This window comes from Blautia sp. Marseille-P2398, from assembly GCF_964240315.1.
Taxonomy (GTDB): domain Bacteria; phylum Bacillota; class Clostridia; order Lachnospirales; family Lachnospiraceae; genus Blautia_A; species Blautia_A wexlerae.
On the sequence record NZ_CAXSTD010000009.1, the window covers coordinates 81,298 to 99,154 of the forward strand.

Annotated in this window: 17 protein-coding genes; 15 read left to right on the top strand and 2 right to left on the bottom strand. The window is 41.4% G+C overall.

Features of this window, described 5'->3' with window-relative positions; translation table 11 throughout:
• Positions 1-314: 314 nt before the first annotated feature.
• The 8 genes from nikB to ACESZG_RS11740 all read left to right on the top strand — a co-directional run bounded on the left by nikB (position 315) and on the right by ACESZG_RS11740 (position 8,067).
• Positions 315-1,259, top strand: coding sequence for a nickel ABC transporter permease (nikB, locus tag ACESZG_RS11705; RefSeq protein WP_008706768.1), 945 nt, complete (start codon positions 315-317; stop codon positions 1,257-1,259).
• Positions 1,256-2,122: a nickel transporter permease gene (nikC, locus tag ACESZG_RS11710; RefSeq protein WP_195303208.1), complete on the top strand. Its 867-nt coding sequence runs from the start codon at positions 1,256-1,258 to the stop codon at positions 2,120-2,122. Before nikB ends, nikC begins: the two co-directional genes overlap by 4 nt.
• A gap of 34 nt (positions 2,123-2,156) precedes the next feature.
• Entirely contained in the window at positions 2,157-3,695 is a 1,539-nt protein-coding gene (locus tag ACESZG_RS11715; RefSeq protein ID WP_349048172.1) for an ABC transporter substrate-binding protein, read from the top strand.
• Between the two features lie 100 nt (positions 3,696-3,795).
• Positions 3,796-4,590 carry an ABC transporter ATP-binding protein gene (locus tag ACESZG_RS11720; protein WP_368185566.1) on the top strand — a complete coding sequence of 265 codons (795 nt, stop codon included), beginning with the start codon at positions 3,796-3,798 and terminating at the stop codon, positions 4,588-4,590.
• Positions 4,587-5,348, top strand: a complete 762-nt coding sequence (locus ACESZG_RS11725; RefSeq protein WP_055058113.1) for an ABC transporter ATP-binding protein — start codon at positions 4,587-4,589, stop codon at positions 5,346-5,348. Before ACESZG_RS11720 ends, ACESZG_RS11725 begins: the two co-directional genes overlap by 4 nt.
• Before the next feature lie 182 nt (positions 5,349-5,530).
• On the top strand, positions 5,531-6,535 hold the full coding sequence (gene cbiM, locus ACESZG_RS11730; protein ID WP_055058114.1) for a cobalt transporter CbiM: 1,005 nt from the start codon (positions 5,531-5,533) through the stop codon (positions 6,533-6,535).
• Between the two features lie 3 nt (positions 6,536-6,538).
• On the top strand, positions 6,539-7,363 hold the full coding sequence (locus tag ACESZG_RS11735; protein WP_173721751.1) for an energy-coupling factor transporter transmembrane protein EcfT: 825 nt from the start codon (positions 6,539-6,541) through the stop codon (positions 7,361-7,363).
• Between the two features lie 32 nt (positions 7,364-7,395).
• Positions 7,396-8,067 (top strand): energy-coupling factor ABC transporter ATP-binding protein, encoded by a 672-nt coding sequence (locus ACESZG_RS11740; RefSeq protein WP_055058116.1) that lies wholly within the window; start codon positions 7,396-7,398, stop codon positions 8,065-8,067.
• 325 nt (positions 8,068-8,392) lie between these two features.
• On the opposite strand, the gene ACESZG_RS11745 is transcribed toward ACESZG_RS11740, so the two are convergent.
• Both ACESZG_RS11745 and ACESZG_RS11750 read right to left on the bottom strand, forming a co-directional pair.
• A complete protein-coding gene (locus ACESZG_RS11745) occupies positions 8,393-8,935 on the bottom strand; it encodes a TIGR00730 family Rossman fold protein (RefSeq protein WP_373218362.1) in 543 nt (180 codons plus the stop codon).
• 38 nt (positions 8,936-8,973) lie between these two features.
• Positions 8,974-9,906, bottom strand: coding sequence for an AEC family transporter (locus tag ACESZG_RS11750; protein ID WP_118566031.1), 933 nt, complete (start codon positions 9,904-9,906; stop codon positions 8,974-8,976).
• A gap of 441 nt (positions 9,907-10,347) precedes the next feature.
• Between ACESZG_RS11750 and ACESZG_RS11755 the strand changes: the two genes are divergently transcribed.
• The 7 genes from ACESZG_RS11755 (at position 10,348) to ACESZG_RS11785 (ending at position 17,855) form a co-directional block, all read left to right on the top strand.
• Positions 10,348-11,625 carry a serine dehydratase subunit alpha family protein gene (locus ACESZG_RS11755; protein ID WP_173704284.1) on the top strand — a complete coding sequence of 426 codons (1,278 nt, stop codon included), beginning with the start codon at positions 10,348-10,350 and terminating at the stop codon, positions 11,623-11,625.
• A gap of 435 nt (positions 11,626-12,060) precedes the next feature.
• On the top strand, positions 12,061-12,687 hold the full coding sequence (locus ACESZG_RS11760; protein WP_055058457.1) for a hypothetical protein: 627 nt from the start codon (positions 12,061-12,063) through the stop codon (positions 12,685-12,687).
• A gap of 1 nt (position 12,688) precedes the next feature.
• Complete coding sequence (locus ACESZG_RS11765) at positions 12,689-13,546, top strand: EamA family transporter (RefSeq protein ID WP_118670063.1); 858 nt, start codon at positions 12,689-12,691, stop codon at positions 13,544-13,546.
• Between the two features lie 78 nt (positions 13,547-13,624).
• Positions 13,625-13,819, top strand: a complete 195-nt coding sequence (locus tag ACESZG_RS11770; RefSeq protein ID WP_227218860.1) for a hypothetical protein — start codon at positions 13,625-13,627, stop codon at positions 13,817-13,819.
• Between the two features lie 218 nt (positions 13,820-14,037).
• A complete protein-coding gene (locus ACESZG_RS11775; RefSeq protein ID WP_055054279.1) occupies positions 14,038-14,976 on the top strand; it encodes a DMT family transporter in 939 nt (312 codons plus the stop codon).
• 204 nt (positions 14,977-15,180) lie between these two features.
• A complete protein-coding gene (locus ACESZG_RS11780; protein ID WP_055054280.1) occupies positions 15,181-16,167 on the top strand; it encodes an alpha/beta hydrolase in 987 nt (328 codons plus the stop codon).
• Positions 16,168-16,466: 299 nt separating this feature from the next.
• Positions 16,467-17,855 (top strand): condensation domain-containing protein, encoded by a 1,389-nt coding sequence (locus ACESZG_RS11785; protein WP_055054281.1) that lies wholly within the window; start codon positions 16,467-16,469, stop codon positions 17,853-17,855.
• Positions 17,856-17,857: the final 2 nt, after the last annotated feature.

Below are 17,857 nucleotides of genomic sequence, written 5' to 3' on the forward strand. Positions count from 1 at the left end.
ATATGTAGTAGCTAACTACGCCTGCTATGACAGAGACAAGAAATGAAGTAAAAATTGCTTCCATGAAACTCACCTCCTTCCTGCTGGAGGTTCGACAGCTCTTGTAGTATAACATAGTTTAGAACAAAATGGGATGGTTGTTTTAAATTATTGCTGATATTAAAAAAACCTATTCCCAAAATGACGATAGATATTCAAATTAAGAATAGCTTATAACCCCCAGGGTGGGTTGTGGGCTATTTTTGCTTTTGTTAAACTGAACGGTGGCAAATTAGGAGTACAATTTTCAAAAATTATAAAATGGAGATAATCAAATGAGAAAATATGCATTCAGACGACTGCTTCAGCTGATTCCCATTTTGTTTGCGATTACTTTTCTCTCTTATGGCATGATGCGGATTGCGGGAAGTGATGTAGTAACACAAAAAATGGAAAATACAGGACAGATCCTGTCAGAAGATAAGTTAAATGCAGCCAGAGAACAGCTGGGACTGGACAAACCATTTCTGACCCAGTATTTTGTGTGGCTTGGGAAATTGCTTCATGGAGATATGGGAAACAGCTATGTATCCAGTCTTCCGGTTTTTGATACGTTCATATCGAAGCTTCCGGCAACGCTGCTTCTTACAGTGACATCTATTTTGCTGACTATCATCATATCAATCCCTCTGGGGATTCTGTCAGCAGTAAAACAGAATACGATCACGGATTATCTGATCCGTTTATGCAGCTTTATAGGAAACAGTCTTCCTAATTTTTTTGTATCATTGCTGTTAATGTATTTTCTTGCGATCCGGTTGCGGATTTTTCCGGTTATATCCAAAGATGTAAGTTTAAAGAGTGTGGCAATGCCGGCGATCACTCTGGCAATTGCCATGTCAGCCAAGTATCTCCGCCAGGTCCGTGCAACTGTGCTGGATGAATTAAGCAAAGACTATGTGGCAGGAGCGAAAGCAAGAGGAGTAAAGTTTTCTGTCACTCTTTGGAAAAGTATTATGAAGGCTTCGCTGGTAACCATCATTACCTTGCTGATGCTGTCAGTGGGAAATCTGCTGGGAGGAACTGCGATCGTAGAATCAATCTTTATGTGGGATGGAGTTGGAAAGATGGCAGTAGATGCCATCTCCATGCGTGATTATCCTATTATTCAGGCCTATGTTATGTGGATGGCGATCATCTATGTTGTAGTAAATCTGCTTACAGATCTGTCATACCGGTTCCTGGATCCGAGAATCCGTCTGGGAGGTGTGAAACAATGAGTGAAAAGCAGAATAAAAATGTGACAGTGCGTGTACAGAAGATTAAGAAAAACCATATAAAACAAAAGCTGATCTTTTTTCTTATTCTTGCAATAGGGCTTGTAATACTTGCAATTTTTTCAGAGCATCTCTGTCCATATGACCCTTATGCACAGAATCTGGCAAGTGCACTTCAGCCCCCCAGTCTTCAGCATCCTATGGGAACAGATACATATGGGAGAGATATGCTGTCCAGAGTGATAAGTGGTGCAAGAGCCAGTATTTTCTCTACCTTTATCCTGGTTGCTGTGATCGCTGTGCTGGGAACAGCTGTGGGTGTATGCTGCGGATATTTTGGCGGAGCTGCAGATGCTGTTATGATGAGGATTTCAGATGTATGTCTTGCTTTCCCTGGGCTTGTATTTGCCATGGCGATCGCGGCTATTCTTGGGGGAGGCATTCAGAATGCTGTTATAGCACTGGCAGTAGTAAGCTGGCCGAAATATTCACGTATTGCCAGAGGGCAGACTCTGGCATTAAAAGAGGAACCCTATATTCATGCTGCCATACTTGCAGGTGACAGCTCAGGTCAGATTATGCTCAGGCATATTCTTCCCAATATGCTGGGACCTGTTCTGGTAACAGCCATGCTTGACATTGGTACTATGATGATGGAGCTTGCGGGCCTGTCATTTCTTGGACTGGGAGCACAGATTCCCATGGCTGAATGGGGAAGTATGATGAGCAGCGGACGAAGTATGATTCAGACATATCCATGGGTAGTATTATCACCTGGAATTGCAATTTTTATATCTGTGGCAATTTTCAATCTGTTAGGTGATACAGTCCGTGACTATCTGGATCCGAAGAACAGCCGTTCATGATAAGTAATATGAAAACAAACGAGGAGGAAAGAAAATGAGAGCAAAGAAATTTCTGGCAATGGCAATTGCCCTGGGACTGGCGGTAGGAGCGACAGTTATGCCAACACTGGCAGCAGACAAAAAGACATTTGTATTTGGTGATACCACCTTTAATGCGGAAAATGAAGAGGCAGATATTAATCCACAAAATACATATGCAGGATGGGCGTGTATCCGTTATGGAGTAGGGGAAACTCTTTTCCGTTATTCCGATACCATGGAGATAGAGCCATGGATCGCAAAAGAGTATGAAAATATTGACGAGCTGACCTGGAAGATCACACTGAATGACGGAGTTGTGTTCTCCAATGGACGTGCCTGTGACGGAGAGGCAGTAAAGGAAAGCCTGGAGGCTTTGGTTGCCAATCATGAGCGTGCAGCAGGAGATCTCTGCATTGATACTATCGAGGCTGACGGAAATACTGTTACCATAAAGACTACAGAACCGAAGCCTGCACTGATCAATTATCTCAGTGATCCTTATGGATGCATTATTGATATGCAGGCAGGTGTCAGTGATGATGGGATCGTGATCGGTACAGGTCCTTATGTGGCAACTGAACTGGTGACAGATGATCATGTTAATCTTGTAAAAAACGAAAACTACTGGAATGGAGATGTAAATGTGGATGAGATCACTGTCCGCACAATTTCTGACGGTGATACACTGGCAATGGCTCTTCAGGCAGGGGAGATCAATGCTGCCTATGGTATGGCATATGCAAGCTATCCCTTATTTGAAAATGATGATTTTACATTTACCAGTACAGCTACAAGCCGTGCATTCTATGCATGGATGAACTTTGAAAGTCCTGTAACATCTGACCCTGCAGTGCGCAAAGCAATTGCCATGGGTATTGATAAGGACAGCTTTGTGTCTGTGCTTCTGAATGGATATGGATATCCTGCAGTCGGTGTTTTCCCGGATACCTTCTCTTTTGGAGGGCAGAATCTGACAACAGAGAGCTATGATCCTGATGGGGCAAAGAAGGTTCTGGAGGAAGCAGGATGGGTGGATTCTGATGGTGACGGTATCCGTGAAAAAGACGGACAGAAACTGGAGATCCGCTGGCTTACTTATCCCAGCCGTCAGGAGCTTCCGCTTCTTGCAGAGTCTGCACAGGCAACCTTAAAAGAAATCGGTATGGATGTTCAGATAAATTGTACCTCTGATAATAATACTATCCGTAAAGACCCTGCATTATGGGATGTATATGCAAGTGCCATGGTAACTGCACCTACAGGAGATCCGGAGTATTTCTTCACTTCCTGCACACTGGATGAATCTGCAAGCAATAACGGACATTATCACAGTGATAAACTGGAAGATCTGGAAAAACAGATGAAGCAAGAATTCGACGCAGATAAGCGTTCAGATCTGGCGATTCAGATGCAGCAGACAATCCTGGATGACAATGCCTATGTATTCTGCTCTTACCTGAGAATGAGTATGATCATGCAGTCTAATGTAACAGGACTGACTGCACATCCATGTGATTATTATGAACTGACAGCGGATTTGGATATCAACTAAACTGTAACAATAAATGAAGAATATGTGAACGATGATATTTCAGGGGCAAAAGATATTTTGCCCCTGATTTGGCAAGTATTAACAAGGATGGTTTACAGAAATGGATAGAAAAATACTGACCTACGATTCCGTAGAGATATCATTTGGCGGGAAAGCGGTGGTTCATGATGTGAGCTTCTCTCTTGAACATGGAGAGATACTTGGCCTTGTGGGAGAATCCGGCAGTGGGAAAAGCACCCTGATCAAAGCCGCAATGGGACTTCTGGGACCGGATGGTCTTGTGACAAGAGGAGATATCCGATATATGAATCAGAATATTCTGGATATACCGGAGAAAGAAAAAAGAAAGATCAGAGGTGCAGGAATTGGCATGATCTTTCAGGATGCAGGTGCTTCCCTGTGCCCGATCCGCACCATTGGAGAACAGATTTATGAAAGTATGCGTGTACATACGAAGATAACAAGAAGTGAGGCCAAAAGCAGGGCAATGGATCTGTTTGATAAACTGAACTTTAAGGACAGTCAGCGTGTGTGGGACAGTTATCCATTTGAACTGTCAGGCGGAATGAATCAGAGAGCAGGTATTGCAATTGCCATGCTTATGAATCCGCCCATCCTATTTGCGGATGAACCGACCAGTGCTCTGGATGTGTCTGTACAGCGTCAGGTTGTAAGGGAAATGCTTAAGTTAAGAGAGTTGTTTGGAACTGCAATTGTGATCGTGACACATGATATCGGGGTAGTCCGGGCAATGGCAGATACTGTGTTGGTTTTGAAAAATGGTAAAACAATAGAATATGGCACAGCAGACCGTGTACTGGATCATCCCCAGGATCCCTATACCAGGAAATTGCTGGAGGCTGTACCAAAGCTGCAAAGGAAGGTCAGAGTATGAGCATACTTTTAGAGGCAGAACATTTAACAAAAACATTTACCCAGAGAGGAAAAAATCCTTTTAAAGCAGTAAATGATGTAAGCTTTACACTAAAAAAAGGAGAAACGCTGGGAATCGTAGGGGAATCCGGCAGCGGGAAAAGTACCATAGCAAAGCTGATCACCCGGCTGACTGACATCACAGAGGGTACATTGAAATTTGAAGGAAAAGATATTACAAGACTGAAACAAAGTCAGCTGAAAGAGATATATGGAGATATACAGATGGTTTTTCAGAATCCGGTGGGTTCTTTTGATCCCAGAAGGACACTGGGTGACGGAATCGGTGAGAGCCTTAGAAACCGTGGAATGAAAAAGGCTGATGTGGAGAAGAGAGTAGCAGAATTGCTTGAGCAGTGTGGTCTTGAGAAGGAATATGCAAAAAGATATCCTTATGAGGTAAGTGGCGGACAGTGCCAGCGGGCTGCGATCGCAAGAGCCCTGGCAGTAGAACCAAAAGTTCTGATCTGTGATGAGGCAACCAGTGCTCTGGATGTAACCATACAGAAACAGATCATGGAGCTTCTGGAAGATCTGAAAGAGAAGAAGGGGCTGTCTTTTATTTTTATTTGTCATAATCTGGCCCTTGTCCAGATGTTCTGTGACAGGGTTCTGGTACTGTATGAGGGAAAAGTAGTGGAAAGCGGAATTCCCGATGATATCATCAATGAACCCAAGGAAGAGTATACACAGAGACTGGTGGATGCGGTACTTTCGTGAATGTGATTTTTTTTGGAAGTGCGATAGTGGTATGAAAAATACAGGCAAAACTATGCCGGATAAGAATATATAGATATCCCCTTGGGTGGGTTGTTGACGCTTTAATGTGGTGCTACAATACAGTTGTTTGTAAGGTGCGCGCCAGATAAAAATAATATTTTCACAGGAAAGGAAGTATATTTATGCATATACCTGAAAATTATTTAAGCCCGTCAACATGTGCTGTAATGACAGCAGCCATGCTTCCGGTGTGGGGATATTCTATTCATAAAATAAAAACAGAGATACCGAAATCAAAGATGCCGCTTCTTGGTATTGGGGCAGCCTTTTCATTTCTGGGAATGATGTTTAATGTTCCGCTTCCGGGCGGTACAACAGGACATGCAGTAGGGGGAACTCTTATTGCCATACTGACAGGAAGTCCTGCAGCCGGGTGCATGGCGGTTTCTATTGCTCTGCTGATACAGGCACTTCTTTTTGGAGATGGCGGAATCCTTGCATTTGGGGCAAACTGTTTTAATATGGCATTTATATTGCCATATCTGGGCTTTTTCCTGTATAAACTTCTTTTGAAGAAAACAGGTATGCGCAAACTTAGTGCGGCAATTGGTTCATATATAGGTATTAATGCTGCGGCCTTTTGTGCAGCTGTTGAATTTGGTATTCAGCCACTGCTGTTCAAAAATGCAGAAGGCCAGGCTCTTTATTGTCCGTATCCGCTAAGTGTATCAATACCTGCAATGATGATCGGACATATTACATTATTTGGTCTGGCAGAAATTATTCTGACAGTAGTGGTACTTACCTTTGTTGAAAAAGTTACACCAAAAGCACTGGATGCTGTTCCGGATAAGACAGCATTTAAACCACTGTATATACTGATGGCTGTTCTCATCGTACTGACTCCTCTGGGACTTCTGGCAACCGGTACTGCCTGGGGTGAATGGGGTGCTGATGAAATCGCTGGTCTGGTAAGTGGCGGAAGCCAGCTTGGATACACTCCGTCAGGAATGACCAATGGATTTGAACTGTCAACTTTGTTTCCTGATTATTCTATGTCCGGGTTACCTGAGTGGACAGGATATATTCTTTCGGCTATTGTAGGCGTGGCACTTCTGGTGATCATTTTTAAGATTATTTCTTCAATGATGAAAGAGAAAGTTGATTTTAAAAAGAAGGCTGCATAACAGATGAATGATCATAAAAAAGAAGAAACTATGCTTCCGGACTGGATGTGTTCCGGAGAAACTTATGTTCCATCTAAAGATAAAGAAGCATTTTTAACAAAAAGTACGAAATCAGTTTTATCTGTGCTTGCAAAAATGCGGTTTTATGAAGGGAAGGATGGCAAATTTTCTGCCACTCCTTCTCTGAAACTGTTTTATACACTTCTATATATTGTTCTTACTGCATGTTCAGGAAATTATCTGTTTACTCTGATCATGTGTGCAGCAGTGACAGTCAGACTGGCGTTTTTTTCGGCAAAAGCTATCCGTCAGATCCTGAGAGGAACAGCAGGTGCGGTTCTGTTTTCTATATTGATCCTTCTCCCATCTGTATTTATGGGAACTCCTCAGACTTTAATGAATATTACTTCAAGAGTATATGTATCTGTAACTCTGGTTGGTATTTTGTCATCAGGGACATCCTGGAATAAACTGACAGGAAGTATGAGAACTTTTCGGCTGCCATCCATATTTATTTTTACGCTGGATATTACTTTGAAATATATTTCGGTGCTTGGAGAGATATGTGCAGCTATTCTTACGTCTGTCCGGTTAAGGTCAGTGGGAAAGAATCTTCAGAAAGCAAAAGCTTTGTCAGGTGTGTTGGGAATCTCATTTCTGAAATCTGGTGAAATGGCAGAGGAAATGCATGCAGCAATGTGTTGTCGTGGATTTACAGGAGAGTATAAGAAAAAGCAGAAATATACGTTATGTGCAGCGGATATTTTCAGTACTTTTATTATGGCCGGATGTATTGTATTGTTCTGGTATCTGAACCGAAAGATATGATAATTGACAGGAAAAGACAGAAGAGGGCAGTTATGATCAGACTTGAGAATGTATGTTTTGCATATGAAAAAGAAATTGCACTGAGATATGTGGATCTTCACATAAACAGAGGAGATTCTATAGTTATCCAGGGACCTAACGGATGTGGAAAATCAACACTGATTAAACTATTGAATGGAATTATTTTTCCATCGGAAGGAAAATATTTTTATCAGGGACATGAAATTAATGAAAAAGCGTTAAAAAACAGCCAGTTTGCAAAATGGTTTCATCAGCAGATGGGATATGTGTTTCAGAATGCAGATACCCAGCTTTTTTGTGGAAGTGTGGAAGAGGAGATTGCATTTGGACCGGTCCAGATGGGGCTTTCGGAAGAGGAGATTAAAAAAAGAACAGAAGACTGCCTGCACTTATTTGGATTGGAAAAACTAAGAGAGAGACCACCCTATCATCTGAGTGGAGGGGAGAAAAGAAAGGTTTCACTGGCATGTATTCTTTCGTTGAATCCTGAGGTTCTGATTTTGGATGAACCTCTTGCAGGACTTGATGAAAAAACACAGGATATGCTGGTGGAGTTTTTGCAGAGTTTTCATAATGCAGGAAAAACGTTGATTATGATCACACATAACAGACAGCTGGCTGAAACTATTGGTACAAGATTTGCCTGTATGAATGAAGAACATGAATTGAAGATGCTATCATAATATTGATAATTATCTTTTCGTTAAAAAAAGTACTTCCTGCGGACGAAGTACTTTTTTTAATGAGTTTTTAGATGCGCATTGCGCGGAGGTCTGTGCACCTTTATTTGTTGTTTGACACAAATCTTTGTGCGGATACATGGATCATTAAGTACCTCGCTGACTGATATTTAATGATCTCTGCATTGATTATATTTTAACAAAATTATGGGAAAGAACAAGCCTCCCAGGGGGATTTTAGACCATGAAAAAAGTAGTATGAACTATGCAATATATGAATAGGTAAATATCCCCCGGGGGCGCTTGACAATTGTTTACAACCTGAATTTTACTTAGTTACTGTAGCCAGAAGTACTTTAATATCTTCAAGATTATCGACAAAATAAATTCCTTCCTGCCGTCTGGAGGTGGACAGCCCCATCTTGATCATATGGTCAAGAAGCTGCTTCAGGCTGTCATAATATCCATTCAGATTATACAGAATACAGGGGGCATTAAGGTGTTTTAAGGAAACCATGGACATAACTTCTGTGATTTCTTCCAGAGTACCGGTGCCTCCTGGAAATGCAATAAATGCATCACCAAGTTCAATCATTTTTGCTTTTCTTTCAGCCATATCTTTTGTGACGATCAGTTCTGTGATCTCATCATACTGCAGTTCAGAATCTATAAAAAACTGTGGTTCCACGCCTGTTACTTTTCCTCCGGCATTCAGCACACTTTCTGCTATCTGTCCCATAAGACCGGACTTCGATCCGCCATATATCAGAGAATTTCCACTTTCTCCAATCCATGTTCCTAATTCCCGGACAGCATCTCCAAGTGCCGGATCATTCCCCTCCAAAGCTCCAAGATAAACAGTAATATTCATTGTAATTTCCTTTCTTTTTTCATGTACAGGTAATTGTTTTATATAACTGCCTCAAATAGCATTACCATCAGCGGCATTGTAATAATCGAGAACAGTGTAGTCATGACATTGATGGCACTGGCATAGCGTGAATCATTTCCGTAGACCTGGCACATCTGGGTTATTGTGGAAGCAGACGGTGTGATGATCGCCAGAAAGACAATAAGCATGATTTTATTTCCGTCTGCAGAGAACATAGCCAGATGGCTGATCTTAATCATTACAAGTGCAAGCAAAGGCACTGCGATCAGACGAAGAAATGATACAAAATATACTCTTTTGTCAGCAAAAATCTGTTTCAGGTTCATTCCTGCAAACAGCATACCGGTTACGATCATACTGGCCGGTCCTATCATGCTGCCCACTGAGCCAAGAGTATTATTGATGATCTCTGGCAAATGGATTTTTGCGAAAAAAAGTACAACACCGATAAAAATAGAAATCATGTTAATATTTAACACAATTTTTTTCCAGTCGTAGGAAGATTCCCGGCTGATAATCTTTTTGCAGTGTGTCCACAGAAAGATAAGTTGCACACTCATAAAAACACATCCATATAAAACCCAGTCCTGTCCAAGAATAAAGGTCACAATGGGTACGATCAAATTTCCTGAATTAGAATAATAAACAGAAGCAATTTCCACTTCATTCAGATGCAAAAGCTTTCCGGCTATGGAGATAATGATCAGGAGAAGAACCTGGGTCATGACAGATGCAGCCAGAGCAAGCAGCAATCCCTTTACAGTATCCATCGTGTAATCTACCTGAAAAGCATTGATGATTACACAGGGAATGATCAGATAGAGAATGATTTTGGATAAAACCTTGCTGTCTTCATCTTTTACAAGCCCAACTTTCACAATCAAATATCCCATGAAGATCATAAGAAATAATTGAATGATCTGTTCCATGAGCAGTATGCTGATATTCATAAACTTATCCACCTCGTATTCTTAAAAATGTCCGTCATCGGAAATATTGTATTTACCCGATTTCTGATGTCGGAACTCATTATAGAACTTTCCCGGTTGCGGTTCAATAGTAATGTGCGAACAGAAACAGTTGCTGACAATATTTTACAGGAAGCAAACCACAGATTTGAGAAAGTGTTTCAGATTATATTATCAGACAGTTTTTCAGCGGAAATCTTACAGAACAGCATTCATAGTATACGTCAGGCTTATTGTTTATCAATAACGGCATCCGGAGAATTAAAGGATTACGAAGCAGATCTTAGCTGATTCTTTCTGGACATTCTGATAGTATTATGTCATACTTAAATATGCAGAGGATTGCGGGAGCTGCTTTGCAGCGGAGCAATTCGTGGATAACATCATATGTATTAATTAAAATGAACAGGAGACATCAGCACAATGTTAGATGAAAGGATATATGAGAGTTATATAGGAATCCTGAAGGAAGAAATGGTTCCTGCAATGGGGTGTACAGAACCGATCGCACTGGCATATGGAGCAGCCAGAGCACGAGAAGTTCTGGGAAAAGAACCGGAACATATCACTGCAAAATGCAGTGGAAACATTATAAAAAATGTCCGTTGCGTTATCATTCCAAACTCCGACGGATTGACTGGAATTGAAGCAGGTGTAGTCCTCGGTGCAGTAGCCGGAGACCCATCCCTGAACATGGAAGTTCTTTCGAAGGTAAATGAATCTGGAAGAAAGAGATGTTGTGAACTTCTGGATAAAAAGATATGCAAAGTAGAACTTCTGGACTCCCCTGTAGTCCTGCACTTTATCATAGAAATGCAGGCAGGGGATGACACAGTAAGTCTGGAGATCAAATACGATCATATAAATGTAACAAAGATCGTAAAGAACCAGGAAGTCCTGCTGGATTCAGATCATAAATCCGGTGAAACTCCGGCTGCAGCAGACAGAACTCTGCTCAATCTGGAAGACATTAAAACATTTGCAGATGCGGTGGAGCTTGATGATGTCAAGGAAATTATAGAAAATCAGATCCGCAGCAATATGGCAATCGCCCATGAAGGAATGACTGGTAAATACGGTCTTGGAATCGGCCGGATAATACGCGAAACCTATTCCAATGATATGCTTACCAAAATGCGCAGCCTCACAGCCGCAGCTTCCGAAGCCAGAATGGGCGGATGCGATATGCCGGTAGTCATCAACTCAGGCAGCGGAAACCAGGGGATTGCCTGTTCCGTACCACTGATCGTGTATGCCAGAGAAATGGAACTTCCGGACTATGTACTTTACCGCGCACTGGTATTTTCTAACCTCTTAACTGTATACCAGAAACAGTATATCGGTAAACTTTCCGCATTTTGTGGTGCGGTATCCGCATCCTGTGCAGCCGGTGCGGGGATTACCTACATGGGAGGTGGCGAACTTTCAGTGATCAAGAAGACCATAGAGAATACTCTTGCCAATATTCCGGGAATCATCTGTGATGGAGCGAAAATATCCTGTGCAGCGAAAATCGCCGCCAGCCTTGATGCTGCATTCCTGGCACATCACCTTGCTATGAATGGTCAGTCCTATGCGCCATATACCGGAATCCTCAAGGAAGAAGCCGGCGAAACCATCAGCTGTGTAGGACAGATCGGCAAAGAAGGAATGAAAGAAACAGACAAAGAAATTCTGCGGATTATGTTAGAGCGTGTTTGATTTTATGACAAAGTAAAAAAGAACGGTATATTCTCCTGCTGAAAAAAAGACATAATTGCACTGGTTTTGTGATAAGACAAGAAAAAATAATGACTATAAATTTCAATTCATCTATTATGTTCATCTGAAAATAGGAATATAAATGACCTGAAACGAAAAAAGTATAATTACGGTCATCTTAAGAAACCGATGAAAATGACCTGAAACGAAAAAAGTACAATTACAGTCATGTATAGAAGGGAGTATGAATGACCTAAAATAAGAAAAGCAGAATTGTGGTCATCTTAAAATGAAATTATGAATGACTTGAAATAAAGAAAGTGAAGAATAGAGTCAATATAAAGAGATTTTTTGTTTGACTGAATTTGCTGAAAATAAAATTTAAGTCAAGGAACTTGAGAAAGTAAAAAATTTTTACGAGGTAAGCAGATAGATATGACTATATATGAGTATGGAAATCCAGATGCGGATACTGTTTTGATTCAGTTGACTGGTGATCATGAATTATCTGTTCTTAAGAATGAGGTTGAAGAAATCCGAAAACGGACTTCAACAGATTTCAGACTCATTGCTGCAAAAGTTGATGACTGGAATTATGAGTTGTCTCCATGGAAAGCACCGGCAGTGTTCGGAAATGAAGACTTTGGTGATGGTGCTGTCAGGACACTGGAGCAGATTCTGACATTATGCACAGACAAAAGCAGGACATATTATATCGGGGGATATTCTCTTGCGGGGCTGTTCTCGTTATGGGCAGCATATCAGACAGATGTATTTTCCGGCATTGCAGCTGCTTCACCGTCTGTCTGGTTTCCGGGATTTATTGAGTATATGAAGGAACATGAAATTAAAAGTGAGATAGTTTATCTGAGTCTTGGTGACAAAGAAGAAAAAACGAGAAATTCGGTGATGTCACAGGTTGGAAACTGTATCCGGATGGGATATGGGTGGCTCATAGAGCATGGGATCAATTGTAACCTGGAGTGGAATCAGGGCAATCATTTTAGAGAACCGGATATAAGAATTGCAAAAGCATTTGCCTGGGTAATGGAGGGAAAATAATATGTGGATATTATTTGCATTTGGTTCTGCTCTGTTTGCAGGCTTGACAGCCATATTGGCAAAATGCGGAATCAGAAACACAGATTCTAATGTTGCGACAGCATTAAGAACCGGTGTAGTGTTAGTCTTTTCATGGCTTATGGTATTTGTAGTCGGGGCACAAAGCGGAATCAGAGATATTTCAGCAAAAGTCCTGATCTTTCTGATTTTGTCAGGACTGTCAACGGGGATATCCTGGCTATGCTATTTCAAAGCACTGCAGATTGGAGATATCAATAAAGTAACACCAATTGATAAATCGAGTACAGTGATAACGATGCTGCTGGCTTTTATTTTTCTCAGGGAAGAAATAACGTGGCTGAAATTTGTTTCAATGATTCTTATCGGTATCGGTACTTATCTGATGATACAGAAAAAGGAAACAAAGGAGAAGGCAGAAGATAAGAAGTGGCTGCTTTATGCAGTCGGTTCCGCTGTTTTTGCCAGTCTTACCTCTATTTTGGGAAAGATTGGAATTCAGGATGTTAATTCAAATCTTGGAACTGCGATCAGGACTGCTGTTGTATTGGTGATGGCGTGGATTGTAGTATTTGTGACCGGAAAGCAGAATACGGTTAATAACATTGACAGAAAAAGCTGGCTGTTCCTTATTCTTTCCGGATTTGCAACAGGCGGTTCCTGGCTATGTTATTACAGAGCACTTCAGACAGGTCCGGCCAGTGTGGTAGTTCCGATTGATAAACTGAGTATCCTTGTGACCATTGCATTCTCATATATTGTATTCCATGAAAAACTGTCATTGAAATCAGGGACAGGACTGCTTCTTATTGTTGTTGGAACGTTAGCTTTGCTGATATAACTATTATAAAAAAGAAAAACTATCTGGAAAAGTATAATTGCGGAAACTGGCTTTTTCAGGTAGCAGAGGGATATTCAGATGGTATTTCAGATGCCAATGGAATCCTTTGATCCGCGCTGTACGCTCGGGGACGGAATCGGAAAAAGCCTGAGAAATATGGGGATAAGCCGTACCGAAACCCGTAGAAAAGTGGAAGAACTTCTGGAAAGATGCGGCCTGGAAAAAGAATACGCAGACCGTTATCCCCAAATTGTATATTTATCCTGTGTCTGAAGTATATCAAACAGGGCAGCAGATAGAGCAGAAATGTCTGAAGCGATTTTATTCGTGAAAGACATTTCTGCTTTTTGATTTCTTACTCAAAATGCCGTAAAATTTTGTGTTTTTAAAAATAAAGAAAGTGTCAAAAAGCACTAACAATTATTCAGAAATCTGTGATACAATGGAAAGGCGAAATACAGAAATACAAATGAAAAGAGAGAAAACTACAAATGACACAAAAACAAAATACATTAACAAAAACCGGTATTGTAGCGCTTCTTGCCTGTGTTTGCTGCATCTTGTGGGGAAGTGCGATTCCGGTGATCAAGACCGGCTATCGTCTGATGCAGGTAGACTCCGCAGATACCGCGAGCCAGATTGTTTTTGCGGGAGTTCGTTTTACGCTGGCAGGGATTCTGGTGTTGATCTTTGCTTCCATTAAAGAAAGGAAAGTGATGATTCCTGACAGGGAAATTTTGAAATACGCAGTTCCGGTATGTCTGGCGCAGACAGTGGGACAGTATTTCTTCTTTTATATAGGTGTTGCACATACATCAGGAGTCAAGGGCGCTATTATTACCGGACTTGGAAACTTTATTGCAATTCTTCTGTCCTGTCTGGCTTTTCGGAGTGAACGGATGACAGGCAGAAAAATTGCCGGATGTGTTCTGGGATTTGCGGGAGTTGTGGTAATCAATCTGATGGGAAATTCCCTGGATATGGGGTTTAAGCTGACAGGAGAGGGATTTATTCTGATTGCTCAGTTATCCTATGGAATTTCCACAGTTCTGATTAATCTTTTTTCCAGAAAAGTATCGCCGGTAGTACTGAGCGGAACGCAGTTTACGATGGGCGGCATCGTTCTGACTCTGATAGGAGTGGGAATGGGCGGTCATCTGGGAAATGTTACAGCAGGAGGTGTGGCAATCATATTTTATCTGGCAATGGTCTCAGCAGTGGCATATACACTCTGGTCTGTATTGCTTGCATGGAATGATGTTTCGAAGGTTGCAATCTTTGGATTCGTCAATCCCCTGTGCAGTGTGATTTTGTCTGCGCTGATACTTGGAGAGGTGAAGCAGGCATTTAATATTGGAAGTTTGATAGCACTGATTCTGGTTTGCACAGGAATTTATATTGTTAACTGCAAGAAAAAAATGTCTCGATAGACTGCGGAGCAGTTATTCGGTTATAAGCAAGTAGCGAAGTAGATTGCGGATATCCGCTTGACTGATTCCGTAATCCGGGAAGTCTGGAAAGAAATCGGCGGCTCTTTTTATTTTATGAAAAAAAGAGCATAATAAAATAGAATTTTATCTTGCAGGAATGAATATTTCTGGATATCAATCTAAAAAAGAACAGGAGAAATTCAGATGAAGAAAAAAATTTGTAAGCTGTCAGCAGCAGTATTGCTTTTTTTCTCGGGAATTATGGAGATTGGCTGGCGCTTTTTTAACATGGTGGTCTGCTGCAAAAGAAGGGGAAGGAAAAAGGAAAGAAAGAAATGGTTTGAATTATCCCATATACGGGATAATCATCCCAGAAACGGATACGCAAAGGAATATGATGAGAGCAGAGCATGGTGCGAGGCTCAGAAGATGCAGGACTGTTATATCCAAAGCGTGGATGGATTAAAACTCCACGGATTCTATCTGCCGGCAGAGCATGCAAAGCGGTTTGTTATCTTAAGCCATGGCTATCGGGGCAGCAGATTTGGTTCCCTGTCATTTATGGCAAAATATCTCCATGAGCATCAATGTAATCTTCTGTTTATGGAACAGCGATGCTGTGGAGAAAGTGAAGGAAAATATATTACCTTTGGAGCAAAGGAAAAATGGGATGTACAGCGTTGGGCAATTTATGTGTCCGAGAGAAATAAAGAAAAGCTTCCAATCTATCTGTATGGACAGTCTATGGGAGCAGCCGCTGTACTGATGGCATCCGGATACAGGCTTCCGTCAGAGGTGAAGGGACTGATCGCAGACTGTGGTTTTCAGTCTATGGAAAGACAGATGCGGGATATGGCTGACAACTGGTTCCATCTGCATTATATCCCTTTGCTTTTGAAGGAAATGGACTGTCTGTGCCATTTTGTGGCAGGATTTCGTATGAAAGATGCAGATACCACAGAAGCTATGAAAAGGAATACAAGACCTGTCCTTTTCTTTCATGGAGAGAAGGATACTTATGTGTACCCGAACAATTCATTCCAGAACTATATGCTGTGCAAAGCACCAAAGGAACTGGTCATTGTACAGGGAGCGAGGCATCTGTGCAGTGCCTATGCAGATCCGGAACTGTATCAGCGTACAGTGATGGAGTTTTTTGAGAAATATGATGGCCGTAATTCTGAAAAATAATGTGACTGTTTTCAACCGCCAAAGGCGATTACGAATGACAACAATCCCTGACTGGGACTTATCAGATGCGTTTTGTTAAATGCATGATAAGTCTCGGTCAATTTTATGTAAAGTGTTCATTAAGTGCTGAGGGTACTGGCATTTGGGAAAAATCTGTGCTATTTTTGTCACGTAATAAAAAAGTAATGTTGTAGCTGCCAGTACATTATTTTTAAAATAACTGTGGGCTACTGAACAAGTATGTAATGTTTTTGTACCCGGGAAAAGAGAAAAAACGGGTGATGGAGGTTAAATAAAGTATGACAAACTACTATCCTTTAACAGCAGCACAGAAAATGCACCATAACTGGATCATGGATTACGGTACACAGCAGGTATCCGGTGTCAGTGTTGTGGCGTCTGTACAGGCTGAACTGGATTTTGGATTATTAAAAAAATGTATTCAGATGGAGACAGAACGTTCCGGATGCACCAGAATCCGTTTTACGAAGCCTGATAAAGACGGAAATGTACAGCAATACCTTGTAAAACAGGATCCAAGAGATATCGGATTCAAGGATCTGTCAGGAATGGGAAGCCTTGCAAAAGCAGACGAGCTGATGCAGCAGTGGGCATACGAAACCTTTGACGGTGATGACATTCCCATGTGCGAGTTTACTATGCTGAAGCTGCCGGAAGGATATAATGGTTTCTTTGTACATATGGATCACAGACTGATCGATTCCTGTGGTCTGGTAGTAATGATCGGTGATCTGTTTCAGTTATATACCTATTATAAATATGGAACAGCCTATCCGCAGGAACTGGCAGACTTTGAGACAGTACTGAAAAAAGACCTTGCAAAAGCAGGCAACGAGAAACGTTTTGCAAAAGATAAGAAATTCTGGGATGATCAGCTGGATGCACTGGGCGAACCTCTGTATTCTGATATTCAGGGCCCGTCCGTACTGGAGGAAGCAAGAAAACGTCATGGAAATCCAAAACTTCGTTCTTCTGACATTGAGATGAAGGATCTGTTTGTGGCAGTTAAGGATTATTATCTGGAGCCGGGACCAACTAAAAATCTGATCGATTTCTGTATGAACCATCAGCTGTCTATGACAAACCTTCTTCTGCTTGGCATCCGTACCTATCTGTCAAAGGTAAATAACGGACAGGAAGATATCACTATCCAGAACTTTATATCCAGACGTTCTACTCATGATGAATGGACTTCAGGAGGAAGCAGAACTATCATGTTCCCATGCAGAACAGTGATCGCACCGGAGACAGATTTCCTTTCTGCTGCTTATGAGATTCAGAATATGCAGAATCGTATCTACATGCACAGCAATTACGATCCGGCATTTATTATGGATGAGATGAGAAAGAGATACAATACACCGGAGCATACAGGATATGAGAGCTGTTATCTGACTTACCAGCCAATGACTGTGAAGGTAGAGAATGAAATGCTTGGAACTATCCGTCAGCATGCAAAATGGTTTGCAAACGGTGCAGCCACCAAGAAGATGTATCTGACTGTATCCCATACAGAAGATGGAGGTATGAACTTCTCCTATCATTACCAGACTGCTCATCTGGAGGAACATGATATGGAACTGCTCTATTATTATATGATGCGTATTCTTTTCAAGGGAATCGCAGAGCCGGATATGAGCATCGGCAAAATTATGGAACTGGTTTAACT

What these genes read in the sequence shown, in the direction of transcription:
- nikB (WP_008706768.1), top strand. Translation starts at nt 315, where the DNA reads ATGAGAAAATATGCATTCAGACGACTGCTTCAGCTGATTCCCATTTTG.
- nikC (WP_195303208.1), top strand. Translation starts at nt 1,256, where the DNA reads ATGAGTGAAAAGCAGAATAAAAATGTGACAGTGCGTGTACAGAAGATT.
- ACESZG_RS11715 (WP_349048172.1), top strand. Translation starts at nt 2,157, where the DNA reads ATGAGAGCAAAGAAATTTCTGGCAATGGCAATTGCCCTGGGACTGGCG.
- ACESZG_RS11720 (WP_368185566.1), top strand. Translation starts at nt 3,796, where the DNA reads ATGGATAGAAAAATACTGACCTACGATTCCGTAGAGATATCATTTGGC.
- ACESZG_RS11725 (WP_055058113.1), top strand. Translation starts at nt 4,587, where the DNA reads ATGAGCATACTTTTAGAGGCAGAACATTTAACAAAAACATTTACCCAG.
- cbiM (WP_055058114.1), top strand. Translation starts at nt 5,531, where the DNA reads ATGCATATACCTGAAAATTATTTAAGCCCGTCAACATGTGCTGTAATG.
- ACESZG_RS11735 (WP_173721751.1), top strand. Translation starts at nt 6,539, where the DNA reads ATGAATGATCATAAAAAAGAAGAAACTATGCTTCCGGACTGGATGTGT.
- ACESZG_RS11740 (WP_055058116.1), top strand. Translation starts at nt 7,396, where the DNA reads ATGATCAGACTTGAGAATGTATGTTTTGCATATGAAAAAGAAATTGCA.
- ACESZG_RS11745 (WP_373218362.1), bottom strand. Translation starts at nt 8,935, where the DNA reads ATGAATATTACTGTTTATCTTGGAGCTTTGGAGGGGAATGATCCGGCA.
- ACESZG_RS11750 (WP_118566031.1), bottom strand. Translation starts at nt 9,906, where the DNA reads ATGAATATCAGCATACTGCTCATGGAACAGATCATTCAATTATTTCTT.
- ACESZG_RS11755 (WP_173704284.1), top strand. Translation starts at nt 10,348, where the DNA reads ATGTTAGATGAAAGGATATATGAGAGTTATATAGGAATCCTGAAGGAA.
- ACESZG_RS11760 (WP_055058457.1), top strand. Translation starts at nt 12,061, where the DNA reads ATGACTATATATGAGTATGGAAATCCAGATGCGGATACTGTTTTGATT.
- ACESZG_RS11765 (WP_118670063.1), top strand. Translation starts at nt 12,689, where the DNA reads ATGTGGATATTATTTGCATTTGGTTCTGCTCTGTTTGCAGGCTTGACA.
- ACESZG_RS11770 (WP_227218860.1), top strand. Translation starts at nt 13,625, where the DNA reads ATGGTATTTCAGATGCCAATGGAATCCTTTGATCCGCGCTGTACGCTC.
- ACESZG_RS11775 (WP_055054279.1), top strand. Translation starts at nt 14,038, where the DNA reads ATGACACAAAAACAAAATACATTAACAAAAACCGGTATTGTAGCGCTT.
- ACESZG_RS11780 (WP_055054280.1), top strand. Translation starts at nt 15,181, where the DNA reads ATGAAGAAAAAAATTTGTAAGCTGTCAGCAGCAGTATTGCTTTTTTTC.
- ACESZG_RS11785 (WP_055054281.1), top strand. Translation starts at nt 16,467, where the DNA reads ATGACAAACTACTATCCTTTAACAGCAGCACAGAAAATGCACCATAAC.